The organism is Chryseobacterium sp. 6424, from assembly GCF_003692615.1.
Classification (GTDB): Bacteria; Bacteroidota; Bacteroidia; order Flavobacteriales; family Weeksellaceae; genus Kaistella.
Genome location: NZ_CP023540.1, coordinates 310689 through 323924, shown reverse-complemented (window position 1 = coordinate 323924; position 13236 = coordinate 310689). Strand labels below are relative to the sequence as shown.

Below are 13236 nucleotides of genomic sequence, written 5' to 3'. Positions count from 1 at the left end.
GGTGCCCGCTAGGACAGTGAAGGGGTTTTCGTTGAGGAGGACTGACTGGAGGAGATCATCTTCGACTTCGAGGGTCGTGTCTGTCCCGTTGCGGAGTTCATCAATCCTGCTCTGGTTAATGTCGAAACCCACTACCGGAAATTTAGTGGCAAACAGTCGGGCAAGCGGCAGGCCAACATATCCGAGGCCGATCACAGCGATTTTATAAGTCATTATTTATATTTGTGTTTATTTAGGTATTGGCTGGAATGGAATGCAGGGAAATTTTTTACTTCAATTGATCCCAGTACCAGTTCACCGCTTCTTTAAGTCCGGTTGCGAAAGAATGGCTCGGTGCATAACCGAGTAGTTGGACCGCTTTGTCTATGCTGGCTTTCGAATGGGGTACATCACCGGCACGTACCGGCCCATAAAGGATTTCCACTTCCTTGATTTTGGGATCGAACGCAGACAGGTACTCTTTGAGCAGCCGGGCCATGTCATTAATCGTGGTACGGTCTCCCACAGCGGTATTGTACACGGTATTGACCGCTTCCGGATTATCGGTCAGCATCGCACGTTCATTCATCTGGATCACATTGTCGATATAGGTGAAATCACGTGAATAATCGCCGGTGCCGTTAATCGTGGGCGACTGATGTCGGAGCAGCTGGATCACAAACTTTGGAATCACCGCGGCGTAGGCCCCGTTTGGGTCCTGACGACGACCAAACACGTTAAAATACCGCAAACCAATGCATTCGATGCCATACGTCTTGGCAAAGACCTCCGCATAAAGTTCATTGACGTATTTGGTCACCGCATACGGTGACAGCGGCTTGCCAATGACGTCTTCGACTTTCGGCAGACTTTCGGAGTCGCCATACGTGGACGATGACGCGGCATAGACGAAGCGTTTAACATTGGTATCACGTGCCGCTACCAGCATATTCAGGAAGCCCCCTACGTTTACGGCATTGCTGGTTACCGGATCATTGACCGACCGCGGAACAGAACCCAGCGCGGCCTGGTGCAGCACATAGTCTTGTCCTTCGCAGGCTTGCTGGCATGTTTCAGCGTCGCGGATATCCCCTTCCATCAGGGTAAAGTCTGGGTGTTGCAAAAGTTCGGCAAGATTGTGTCGGTGGCCGGTCGCAAAATTGTCCAGACAAGTTATCTTATGTCCTTTGGCGATGAAACGATCGCACAGATTGGAGCCTATAAAGCCTGCCCCACCTGTAATTAATATATTTGCCATTCTAAAACTGATGCTATTTTCTTTTTCAGATTCCGGGTATAACACCTTATCCGTCACAACCGTTGGACACATGAGAGGCTGGAAGTTAACAGGTTTCCTCACCTTCTTAAGTTTTGATCCGGGATGCCGACCACAACTATGGCCACATTACAATTTCGGGTCTAAAGGTAAGAAAAAAAGGAATTTTATGACGCTGTTTATTCGCCGTCTCTTTTCTAATGTCAGTGATGAGTTCTTGTAGCGTGACAGCTACAGTTGCTTAAGGCGCAATGGTGATGGTGAATAATAAATGGGCAATGGTGAATGGTAAAGAAAAGGCTTTCCTTTTGCACACAGTATGTCATTCTGCAAGAATTTATACTCCGTTTTTACCATCCACAATTGGTGAGACGCTTTCAGCGTGACAATTAGAGTGTTTAAGGGGCAATGGTGATGGTGACGATGAATGAACGCTTACCTCTTGCACACGGTAGGTCATTCTGAAAGAATTTATACTCCGTTGTTACCATCCGCAATTGGTGAGACGCTTTCAGCGTGACAATTGGAGTGCTTAAGGGGAATGGTGAAGGGGCAATGAAGCGCTTATATCTTTCACACAGTATGTCATTCTGAAAGTATCTATATTTTTTTACTACCCTCAACTGGTGAGACGCTTTCAGCGTGACCATTGGAGTGTTTAAGGGGGAATGGTGATGGTGATGATGAATGAACGCTTACCCCTTACACACAATATGTCATTCTGAAAGAATCTATACTTTTTGCCAACCGCAACTGGTGAGACCCTTTCAGCGTGACCATTGGAGTGTTTAAGAGACAATGGTGATGGTGATGATGAATGAACGCTTACCCCTTACACACAATATGTCATTCTGAAAGAATCTATACTTTTTTAATACCTTCAACTGGTGAGACGCTTTCAGCGTGACAACTGGAGTGCTTAAGGGGCAATTGATGAGTGTTTAAATGGCAATGGTGAGTAGGTAAATGGTGAATGGTGAATGGTTAAAGGAAGCGCTTACCTTTTGCACACAGTATGTCATTCTGAAAGAATCTATACTTTTTGCCAACCGCAACTGGTGAGACCCTTTCAGCGTGACCATTGGAGTGTTTAAGAGGCAATGGTGATGGTGATGATGAATGAACGCTTACCCCTTACATACGGTAGGTCATTCTGAAAGAATCTATACTTTTTTAATACCTTCAACTGGTGAGACGCTTTCAGCGTGACAACTGGAGTGCTTAAGGGGCAATTGATGAGTGTTTAAATGGCAATGGTGAGTAGGTAAATGGTGAATGGTGAATGGTTAAAGGAAGCGCTTACCTTTTGCACACAGTATGTCATTCTGAAAGAATCTATACTTTTTGCCAACCGCAACTGGTGAGACCCTTTCAGCGTGACAACTGGAGTGCTTAAGAGGCAATGGGAATGATGGATGGTGAGTAGGCAATTGTGAATGGGCAATTGTAAATGGTAAAAAAAACGCTTACCTCTTGCACACGGTAGGTCATTCTGAAAGAATCTATACTTTTTGCCAACCGCAACTGGTGAGACGCTTTCAGCGTGACAATTATAGTGTTTAAAGGGCAATGGTGATGGTGATGGTGATGGTGAAGAAACGCTTACCTCTTGTACACAGTAGGTCATTCTGAAAGAATTTATATACTGTTTTACCATCCGCAACTGGTGAGACACTTTCAGCGTGACCATTGGAGTGTTTAAGGGGGAATGGGAATAGTGAATGGTGAGTAGGTAAATGGTAAATGGTGAATGGTAAAGGAAGCGTTTACCTCTTGCACACAATATGTCACTCTGAAAGAATCTATACTTTTTGCCAACCGTAACTGGTGAGACGCTTTCAGCGTGACCATTGGAGTGTTTAAGGGGCAATGGGAATGATGGATGGTGAGTAGGCAATTGTGAATGGGCAATTGTAAATGGTAAAGAGAACGCTTTCCTTTTTGCACACGGTAGGTCATTCTGAAAGAATTTATACTTTTTTAATACCCTCAACTGGTGAGACGCTTTCAGCGTGACCATGGGAGTGGTTAAGGGGAATGGTGAGTGGGTAAATGGGCAATGGTGAATAGAGAATAGGCAATGGTGAATAAACGCTTAACTCTTGCACACAATATGCCATTCTGAAAGAATTTATACTCCGTTGTTACCATCCGCAACTGGTGAGACGCTTTCAGCGTGACAATTATAGTGTTTAAAGGGGAATGGTGATGGTGATGGTGAATAAACGCTTAACTCTTACACACGGTATGTCATTCTGAAAGAATCTATACTTTTTTAATACCCACAACTGGTGAGACGCTTTCAGCGTGACAACTGGAGTGCTTAAGAGGCAATGGTAAATGGTGAGTGGGTGAATGGTGAATAGTGAATAGTGAATGGTGATGGTGAATAAACGCTTACCTCTTGCACACGGTAGGTCATTCTGAAAGAATTTATACTCCGTTGTTACCATCCGCAACTGGTGAGACGCTTTCAGCGTGACAATTGGAGTGCTTAAGGGGAATGGTGAAGGGGTAAATGGGCAATGGTGAATGGTAAAGGAAGCGCTTTCCTTTTGCACACAGTAGGTCATTTTGAAAGAATCTATACTTCTTGCCCTCCGCAACTGGTGAGACGCTTTCAGCGTGACCATTGGAGTGTTTAAGCAATGGTGAATGGTGAATGGTGAATGGTGAATGGTGAATGGTGAATGGTGAATGGTGAATGATGAGTGGTGATGGTGAATGAACGCTTACCTCTTGTACACAGTAGGTCATTCTGAAAGAATTTATATACTGTTTTACCATCCGCAACTGGTGAGACGCTTCAGCGTGACAATTATAGTGTTTAAAGGGCAATGGTGATGGTGAATGAACGCTTACCCCTTACACACGGTAGGTCATTCTGAAAGTATCTATACTGCTTTTTGCCCTCCGCAACTGGTGAGACGCTTTCAGCGTGACAAGGCGAAGGATAAAGGGTGAATGAGCGAATATCGAAGCGCAGGACATACTTCATACTTTCTTCTTTTCTCTCTCAATTCTATAGCTATATCAGGATTTATTTATTAACCTGTATAGCTATTTTAGGACGGGTAAAGGACGGGTCTACTTCATGGATACTTCATGGATAGTTCATGAAAAGCACTTCTTCCATTTTGGCATTCAGCAGGTGCCTCTGCCCTACACTCTGATCCTCTGAATATTTTTAGCCGAGGTTACGCTATGGGGAGCCACAACAAAAAGACTCCCCTATACAGGAGCGTCTTTCACTGACTGGCTGCAATCAGCCGTTCCTGAGGCTTCGCTGGCGGGCATACCATATGGCCATTCCCAGACCAGCGGCCAGCAACAACGGAACACCACCGTCAATGGGTACTGGATCGTCCCCCGTGATAGGTCCGCCACCCCCAGGGTCCTGACTTTCCATCTGATTCTCCATCTGGGCATTATACGCTTTTTCAGAAGTATAAAAACGATTGTCTGACTGTGCCAGAGACCAACCCGTGAAAGTCACCAACCCTAGCAATGTTATCCATTTTTTCATTTTTTTTATTTAAGTATTAGTCTTTTAGTTTGAACCGCACCGTTCTGAAGGTTCACTTTTACCACTACAACGCCTTTAAAAGGTACATGAACCGTAAACTCTTTCTGGGAAGCGCGTGTAACTGCCATCAACTTGCCACTCATGTCATATACTTCAAGCGAAGTAATCTCCTCGGCTGACTTTGCATGAATTTCCGTACCCGTACTGAACAGCGTAACTCCAGATTTCACTACTGTGTCGGTAGAAAGTGCCTGGTCCGGGTTGAACTGAAGTGTAAAGCGGTCGGTTACCGAACCTCTCTGTGCCGTGAATGAATAAGGCTGTTCCGAGATAAGAATTGTTGTTCCTGTCTGCCGATCTTTCAGCCAAATCTTTTGACTGTCGGCAAATATTCCTTCAGCTTTAAGCACCCGAATTGTATACATACCTGCCGTACTGAAATCCGCCTGTAGCGCAAAACGGTCCTCCGCAGAGAACGCACCATGTGCGTCGATTACAAGTTTCCGGTGATTCACAGTGGTGTACAGCGCATCCGCATTGGTTCCGATGAGCCCAGCGTCATATTCAGTATCATATCCAGCGGTGGCTGCGGCATTAAAGCCGAAAAGCATTTGAGGTTTTGAACCTGATGGCGTGGTAAGTTCAAGCCAGAACCTATCAGCTGTTGCTTTTCTGCTGAAAACGCCGTCGTGTACAGTTTGGCGCATGGTATCATTAAACACGAACGGTGTCGTTGCCGGGATACCGTCTCGCTGCACAAAGAATGCCTGACCTACCGGGAGATACCCATCCATGGTGCCTAACGGTACTTCGCCTGTGGTGGTGTACGTATTGTAATTGGTACCTGTATATTGGCCATTGGCATCCATTTCAGCCTGGCTGTTCCACACATATACGGTTGGTGTGACACCTGTATTCGCTGCCAAAAAATCAGCGATTGAAATGGCGGAAGGATACGGATTACCCAGCATGACGAAATTACCACCAATCGTGCCATGACTGTAACTAATGGTTCCGGAGTTCGGAATCTGACCTTCAAACTGCGCATTGAATACCTGAGGTGTCGTAGTAAAATCATTTGGCGTGCGGATCAGATAACCTGCCGCAGGAATAAAGGCTGTTCCCGGATCAACACTTACAAATGCATTGTCTTTATAAGTAAAGAAGCGTGAATTTACAGTGCCTTCGGTGGACTGGTTGGTGCCGTCGGCTTTTTTACCGAAGGAGAACTGCTTCAATGTCTGTGTTGAACTATTCATTGGGCTGCTCCAGTTGATATAGGCGAGACGCTTCACCGGCTTGGTGGCTTTTCTCACTTTAAAGGTGGAAGCCGCACTTGCGTTGAATGTGCCCGTCTGCACAAAGTTCGCGCCGTCAGCCACGATGATATTACCTTGGTTGGTAACGTCACCTGTTGATACATAGTCTGTCACGGTGAGGGTTTTGCCCCCGTTTACCGTCAGCGACTGAGCGGTGAATGCCGGACCGGAATAATCGCCGTCGATGATTGCCGCTAGGGTTGCGTCAGGACCTGTAGTGTTGGACCAGGCAGTGCCGTTCCAGGTGACACTTAATACCATTTTTTTATATAAGCTTACCTCAGGGGATTGAGTGGATAATGTATAAGCTTTAAAACCAGGCACATTTAACGCAGCATTATATTTTAAAATCCTAGTCTCCACGGTAGCATTTGCGACAGTAAAATGATCAGTATTATAACTAATCTTCCATTTTGAATTATTATTATCAACTGAAGGTTTAAGACTCAAGTTAGTAGAGGAAGTATAATTTAGGTAGTTGGAATTTTGCATATTCTGAATAATATAATTCCCCTCGGACTTAGTAATTTTCCATACAGAACTTATTGGGGGATTTACAACTTCTCCTGCCGTTGAATTAAGGGCAGCCGTAACTAATGCACCACTGTTAATCGTATTAGAAGCCATCACTTCATCGTTGGCATCTGCTAATAAATATTCACCATCTGTCAACTCTGCCAATGAATTTATCTTTTTAAAGATAATTGATTCTGTTACAAATACCGAAAAATTGCTAGCAAACCCAAAGTAATGCGCAGTTTCATTTACCGTTGCGTTAATGGTTGTATTTCCAGCTCCTAATACCGTTAAAGTATTTCCTGAAACTGTCGCTACGGCAGGATCGCCTCCGCCGTAAGTAATGGCTAAGCCAGCACTTGTGGTATCCGGCAGGGTAATGGGCGCCGCCCCCACTGTTACCCTCCGATCGTTCAGTGTCGCCGTCTGTATCCCTTTGGCAATGGTAAAACCAATGGCTGCAGGAGCGGAAGTACCTCCATTATTGGTGGCCGTGATATGGGCCGTGGAAGAACCTGCTTCAGCCGGTGTGCCTGAAATAAGTCCAGTAGAAGCATCCAGTGCCAACCCTGTCGGCAGAGACCCTGTGAATAAAGCATATGATTCCGGACTTCCTGTTGTCTGTATCTGTGCCATAAATGGCTGTCCTACGGTTCCCGTAAGAGAGGCGGCTGTCACAGAAGGTGGCGCAAGAACCGAAGTCACCGAACCTGAAAGCGCTACATTTACATCTGTCGTACCTGCCGAACTTAAAGTAATCGTTCCGGTATAATCATTTACGCCAAGACCGGCAGCCAATCTTGTATAAACTGTTCCGCCTTCCGCGGGAAGAGTGGCTCTATTTGAAAACCCAGAAGCTAATGTTGTGGAAGCCTCCCAGTTTGCAGAGGCGGTAACTGTAATATTATCGGTTAAGCCTGTACCTGCCACTATAAAACTTTGAGCCTGAGATGGACCGCTACCTTCGATATAAGTGAATCCAGTCAATGAACTTATATCAGAACTAATTTCAGAGATCGTTGATTGTTTTTTATACAAATAGATATTTCGTTGTCCTGATGTATATGCAGAGAACAAACCACCACCATTATTAAGTTTAATAGTCCTATCATTTACGGACGCCTTAATAGTCGCAGCGTATGTAGCAGCATCAATTGCCACCGACCAATTATGTGCAGTAGCCTGCGTCCTTAAATAGTTCTGATTGCTTACCGAATAAAGATATCCTACATTACCGCCAGCCCCATTTGCCGTCCCTCCGCCAGATGTGCCAGTCCCATTGGGATTCCCCTCATATAAAGTCCAGTATAAACCTGAAGAGCCCAATATAAAACTTGCATAATCACTCTTATAAGTAATCGTGGAAGGCTGCGAACCAGCAGTCCCATTTTGCACAGAAGAGCGGTTATTATCTGTTTGAGTGGTTGATAAAACCCACCATCTATTATCGCTTGTAGATCCTACTATCATGTACTCTCCACCATCTACCAACTGGTCGCTGGATGTTACCAGATGATATTCCTGCCCCCACCCCCATACGGAGCAGAGCACCATAAACAGCGCCAGAGCCTGTTTCATGATAAAGTGTCGTTTTTTGTTCATATTTGTGTGTAATGGTTATAAATGAAAACATCTTATAGTGCTGAAATCCAATACTATATAATTAGGATTCATACAGTATTGATAACTACAGAAATCTTAAGATCATACAATAAGAAAGGGAGAAATAAAACGGGAAAATGTATTTAAATCATCGGTTGTATTTTATGACCAAATGTAATATTAGATTATAATACCTGCAATATAGGTATATACAAATCAGTGTTTTACGTACATAAAATCACAGAAACTGACTAATTAAAAAAAGTTTTGTACAATACTATGAATAGGTGATTTTTATAACAGCTTATCATGTCGGGCATTCCATAACTGGTTGATTTAACCTGATAACAGATTATTTAAGCGTAAGGCTGAACATATCAACCCGGAATACACCTAATAAATTTTACCACTAAATAACCCTCTCCCTTTATCACTCTTGAACCGATGCTTATTCAGAAGAGCCATTTTGTTCCGCAACACTCAAAATTTCCTCATATTCAAAACCACGGCCGAGTAGGTATTTGATGGTTTTTGATTTTCTCTGGAAGCCGGTGCCCGACTGACGTGCGTAGTAGCTGATGTAAGTTTTATTGAGCGTTTGGTGATAGTCGGCCTTATCAATCTCGTCCATACAGGTAGTGATGAGTTTTTCGGGTACGCCTTTCTGGCGGAGATGGTTCCGGATCTTATTGCGGCCCCAGGACTTGATGTAGAATTTACCCCGGATATAGCTGCGCGTGAAACGTTCTTCATTAAGGAAATTCTCGTGCATCAGATACAGCAGGATTTCTTCCTTGGCTTCGGGGATCAGCAGAAAGTCACGCATCTTGAGTTCGACCTCCTGATGGCAACGGTCCTGATAGGTACAGTAAGCAGCCATTTTCTGCTTGATTTCTGAAAAAGTATAGGATTTTTTATCGGACATGCGGTGAACTATTGCCTACAAATTTAAAGTAAATTAAGCGGATTTGTGGATATTCCACCCACAAGCTACGCTGTGTGGTACGAATAAAAAAGAGCGGCTGCAAAAACAGCCGCTCTGGGGTTATGGGTGATCTTTAATTATTCTTTAATTATTTTCTTGGTCACCTTGGTATTGGCAGTAGTTAACTCCACAACATAACTGCCTTTTGGCAGGCTGGTTACATTAATGGCTCTGGCATCAGACTCCTTCACCATTTTGCCGCTCATGTCATAGATGACTACGTTTGTCTTGGCACCAGCCGGCGCCATGATGTTAAGCGTTTCTTTCACAGGGTTCGGATAGATGTTGATGTTTCTGTTGGCAACATCCGATGTCGCGAGCGCCGTGGGAGCAGTCCTCAGGAAGAAGCCACTGAATCCTGTAGTTTCAAACGAAACCTCCCAATAATTGTACGTCGCGTTCCATACGACATCCGCTGCATTAGGGGTGATGGTCACATAACCACCGGCATAAGATGCTGGTGTACCTAAGTTATTGGTGCTGGTCCCCGCATATTTATCAATCAGCAAGTTGGCCTTACCAGCTTCATCTGTTGGGCCTGTCGGCAACTTAGTAGCATTATTGGCATTATACGCATCAAATTCTGCCTGTGAGAAATATAAGGTCACTTTACCCGTAACGCCCGAAGGATTGTCAGCCGGCGTTATCTCGTATCTTCTGGTAACATATTGCTGCACCGCGTTATCTACCCAAACTTTGGCAGTAACTTCTCCGGAAACGGTACCGCTGGCCGTTTTTTCAATCCTTGAAATAAACTGGCAGTTATTGCTGAAATAGTTTTTACCATTAGCGATGGTAGCTGTTGCTTGCTGTGACGCGGTAGCCAGTCTTTTGATCTCTGGCCTGTCTTCGTAAATATTGGCCCTTACTTTAATGTCATACGTTGTTATCAGAGACCAGTTTAACCCATCAGGAGATTGATAAGATCTTTTATCCACAGAAAGGCCTTCAGCTCTCAAATAAAACGCCCCTGCTGTTGAATTGATGACAATAAAGAAGTCTTCATTATAGGTCGCCTGTACATTAAGATCTGACAGGTCAACATAATTCCAGGTGAATCTCGAAAGATCTACGGAAGGGTTAATTGTTTTTGAAGCAATAACTTCACCCGGCAGATTATCAGCGGTAGATTTCCTGATCTGGATCTCCAACGCAAAATTATTCAAAGCACCATTGGGCGTATATAGTGATACGCCGCCTATTTTACCGGTTTTGCTTGGGGTAAACCGTATGGCTGCCATATTATTCGACATAATATGATTTGTTTCTGAGTTCGTCAGATTCTGTCCGTCGTAGGCGATGATTTCTTTTTCAGACGTCACACAGCCAATTTCAGCGGCAACAGCCTCATAGATATCCAGTTTACCGTAGCCCCAACGGGTATTGGGTACTGTACCTGTAGCCGCATCAGTAAATGCATTTTGTGTCAGTCGCTGCTTTATCTGGCTAATGGTAAGATTGGGATTGGCCTGTAGCAATAAAGCGGTAGCACCTGCCACCCCGGGAGCCGACATACTGGTTCCCTGATTAATCCTGTAATACGTACCATCAACATTGCTGGTGTTTGAGGCAGCCAAACCCGAATCTGAAGACAAAGAAGAAATCACATACATCCCAGAGGCAGTGATCTCTGGTTTTAACACCTCATCCGCTCTTGGGCCCTGGGCACTGAAGGGCGCGATATACTCCTGCGGAGTGCTGTTAGTTAGATAAGCTCCTTGTGTAGGGTTATTTTTATACCAACTTGATCTTCCGAGATAAGCAGCCACCGTAATGGCGGAAGTAGCATTCCCGGGGGAACCTACGATATACTCATTATTTCCGTTCAGCACGGTAGTGGCTACGGTTTCATACGGCTTCCAGGCATGCAGTGTGGTGGGCGTACTGCCTTCATTGGTGAGTTGAATAGTGTAAGTCCCCTGTGAGTCGGTATTAAAGCCAGCAACACGCGAAAGCTGAAACTGTATGTATCTCTTGTAATTAGCCGGGGACACATAATTATATCCCTCTAATTTAAAAGCGCCACCTGAAATAAGATGTGAAGTAGTGCCATTCGCAGGATATATATACACCTGACCATCCGGAGCGGTCACTTTTGCTTCAACATCATTATTATTGTTTCCGTAAATAAAAAACTGATTAATCGTATTGGCCGCACTGGTGGTATTGGTTGCTACGGTAAACCCGAAAGTGCCAGTTCCGGCAGCCGGGATATCCGCTTTTGCATGAAGGTTGGCGCCATAATCATTTCCTGCGGAAATTACCACTGCTCTACCGGGTGCCGATGAAGTAAAATCATCTACAGCTACCTCATGCGGTGCGGTACCATCATGCGGACCTCCTTGTCCGCCAATACTCATATTCACAACAATAGGTTTGCCTAAGGCGGTAGCTACGTTCTGGAAATAGGTAAGGGAGTTAACGGTATTGGCCTGAGAAAAACTGCCGTTACCACCCTTTACCACCACGATATCCGCTTCATACGCGAATCCGCGGTGTTTTTTAGTTGCAAGTCCGGCACCATTACCTGCCACGGTGCCCGCCACGTGTGTCCCATGTCCATTGGTGTCTTTTTGGCGAACGAAATTCGCAGGCGTACCGTCTATCTCATCCTCAATCATGGCACGGGTATATTCCACCCCATAATTAAAACCGACAGGGGAAGTTTCAGTACCTGTAGGTGTAATGGTTTGGTCCCAAATACTGTGGATTCGGCTTTTTGTAGGATCTACTGGATCCCTGAAATCAGGGTGATCCCAGTCAATCCCTGAGTCATAGATCCCCACCAGCACATTCTTACCTGTGAATTTTGTGTTATTCAAAACGCCGGCATGAAGCAATGAAGCACCCGACTGCGCGGTACTCACATCATTATGCAACCCATCAAACACCGGTGCTTCAATGGAAACAACACTGGGCTCTGCCATCAGTCTTTCAATATCTTCGGTAGAAATAAGCGCTGTTACAAATGTATCCATCTCGCTCTGCACCAAAATACCTAAACCTTTCAGCCTTTTTGCATCTTTCGTATAGATAATACTTGAATACATCACTTTCGCACCTTTACCGGTGACTACCATGTGCTTATCCAATCTTGTGGACTCGAGTTCGAGTTCCGGCACTTTTTCGCCTTTGGCTACTTTATCCTTATGGTCCAGCAAGACCTGAAAGCGCGGATCCAGCTTATTAATCTGTGCAAAGCCCAAAACCCCAAAGAGGGCAAGCGCTAATGCGATCACACGCTGTACAGAAAACTTAAACGCTTCTGACAGCCTGTAAAGAGTCTTTTTTCTTCTCATAATCATATATTATTTTAATCGTACAAGTATAAATAATTTTATTGAAATAAATCACTCATGCCCATATTTTTTTATTAAATATTCACAGGATACAAGTTTTTTATCAGGAAATAGTATTATATGTCATTCTCCTCACTTTATAGGTTATATCCTTCCCATCTGCAACCGAAATTCTCTGCCAAAATTTCACTGCCTAAACAAAAATCTGCCAAAATTTAACTTTCACACCATTATATCTTCGTTGGCAAAGTTTTGGGGAATGAACGGGCAAGTAAAAAATTAACTAAAAATTAGAATATTATGTCAGTAAACTTCAAACCGTTGGCAGACCGTGTGCTCGTAGAGCCAATCGCTGCTGAAACTACTACCGCATCAGGAATCATCATCCCGGACACCGCGAAAGAAAAACCACAGGAAGGCACTGTAGTAGCCGTAGGTCCCGGTAAAAAAGACGAACCTACCACGGTGAAAGTAGGCGACAAAGTGCTTTACGGAAAATATTCAGGCTCAGAGCTTAAACTCGATGGTAAAGATTATCTAATCGTAAAGGAATCTGATCTTTTGGGAATTATTGGGTAGGGCTGCTTATTGCATATGGCTGATGGCAATATTAAGTGAGCAACCAATTAATTCTGGCTAGAGACTTAGATTATATTGATGACAATGATTATCAGGTTTTTTTAGCTGAATTAACAATATTAAAAAAGAAGCTTGTTGCTCTTTGGAACAGGCTC

7 protein-coding genes and 1 pseudogene are annotated in these 13236 nt (G+C 44.3%); 1 reads left to right on the top strand and 7 read right to left on the bottom strand.

Translation table 11 applies throughout. The features are described 5' to 3' along the window. Positions 1-18: 18 nt before the first annotated feature. The 7 genes and pseudogenes from CO230_RS01435 to CO230_RS01410 all read right to left on the bottom strand — a co-directional run. Positions 19-213 (bottom strand): annotated as a pseudogene (locus tag CO230_RS01435) (NAD(P)-binding domain-containing protein); the annotation flags it as partial. Between the two features lie 55 nt (positions 214-268). Then, complete coding sequence (locus CO230_RS01430; protein ID WP_122026977.1) at positions 269-1237, bottom strand: SDR family oxidoreductase; 969 nt, start codon at positions 1235-1237, stop codon at positions 269-271. A 2451-nt stretch (positions 1238-3688) separates the two neighbouring features. Continuing rightward, on the bottom strand, positions 3689-4012 hold the full coding sequence (locus CO230_RS12140; protein ID WP_162989955.1) for a hypothetical protein: 324 nt from the start codon (positions 4010-4012) through the stop codon (positions 3689-3691). 508 nt (positions 4013-4520) lie between these two features. Beyond that, the gene (locus tag CO230_RS01425; RefSeq protein WP_122026976.1) at positions 4521-4781 is read right to left on the bottom strand and encodes a hypothetical protein; all 261 of its coding nucleotides are present in this window, start codon (positions 4779-4781) and stop codon (positions 4521-4523) included. A 5-nt stretch (positions 4782-4786) separates the two neighbouring features. Then, positions 4787-8194 (bottom strand): putative Ig domain-containing protein, encoded by a 3408-nt coding sequence (locus CO230_RS01420; RefSeq protein WP_162989954.1) that lies wholly within the window; start codon positions 8192-8194, stop codon positions 4787-4789. 472 nt (positions 8195-8666) lie between these two features. Further along, positions 8667-9143 (bottom strand): regulatory protein RecX, encoded by a 477-nt coding sequence (locus tag CO230_RS01415; RefSeq protein ID WP_185140493.1) that lies wholly within the window; start codon positions 9141-9143, stop codon positions 8667-8669. Positions 9144-9280: 137 nt separating this feature from the next. Continuing rightward, complete coding sequence (locus tag CO230_RS01410; protein WP_162989953.1) at positions 9281-12502, bottom strand: S8/S53 family peptidase; 3222 nt, start codon at positions 12500-12502, stop codon at positions 9281-9283. Between the two features lie 300 nt (positions 12503-12802). Here CO230_RS01410 and groES point away from each other — a divergent pair, with 300 nt between their 5' ends. Further along, positions 12803-13081 carry a co-chaperone GroES gene (gene groES, locus CO230_RS01405; protein WP_122026973.1) on the top strand — a complete coding sequence of 93 codons (279 nt, stop codon included), beginning with the start codon at positions 12803-12805 and terminating at the stop codon, positions 13079-13081. Positions 13082-13236: the final 155 nt, after the last annotated feature.

Excerpts from the sequence above, each read along its gene's own strand:
- CO230_RS01415 (WP_185140493.1), bottom strand. The coding sequence starts at position 9,143 with ATGTCCGATAAAAAATCCTATACTTTTTCAGAAATCAAGCAGAAAATG.
- groES (WP_122026973.1), top strand. The coding sequence starts at position 12,803 with ATGTCAGTAAACTTCAAACCGTTGGCAGACCGTGTGCTCGTAGAGCCA.
- CO230_RS01425 (WP_122026976.1), bottom strand. The coding sequence starts at position 4,781 with ATGAAAAAATGGATAACATTGCTAGGGTTGGTGACTTTCACGGGTTGG.
- CO230_RS01420 (WP_162989954.1), bottom strand. The coding sequence starts at position 8,194 with ATGAAACAGGCTCTGGCGCTGTTTATGGTGCTCTGCTCCGTATGGGGG.
- CO230_RS12140 (WP_162989955.1), bottom strand. The coding sequence starts at position 4,012 with ATGACCTACTGTGTACAAGAGGTAAGCGTTCATTCACCATCACCACTC.
- CO230_RS01410 (WP_162989953.1), bottom strand. The coding sequence starts at position 12,502 with ATGAGAAGAAAAAAGACTCTTTACAGGCTGTCAGAAGCGTTTAAGTTT.
- CO230_RS01430 (WP_122026977.1), bottom strand. The coding sequence starts at position 1,237 with ATGGCAAATATATTAATTACAGGTGGGGCAGGCTTTATAGGCTCCAAT.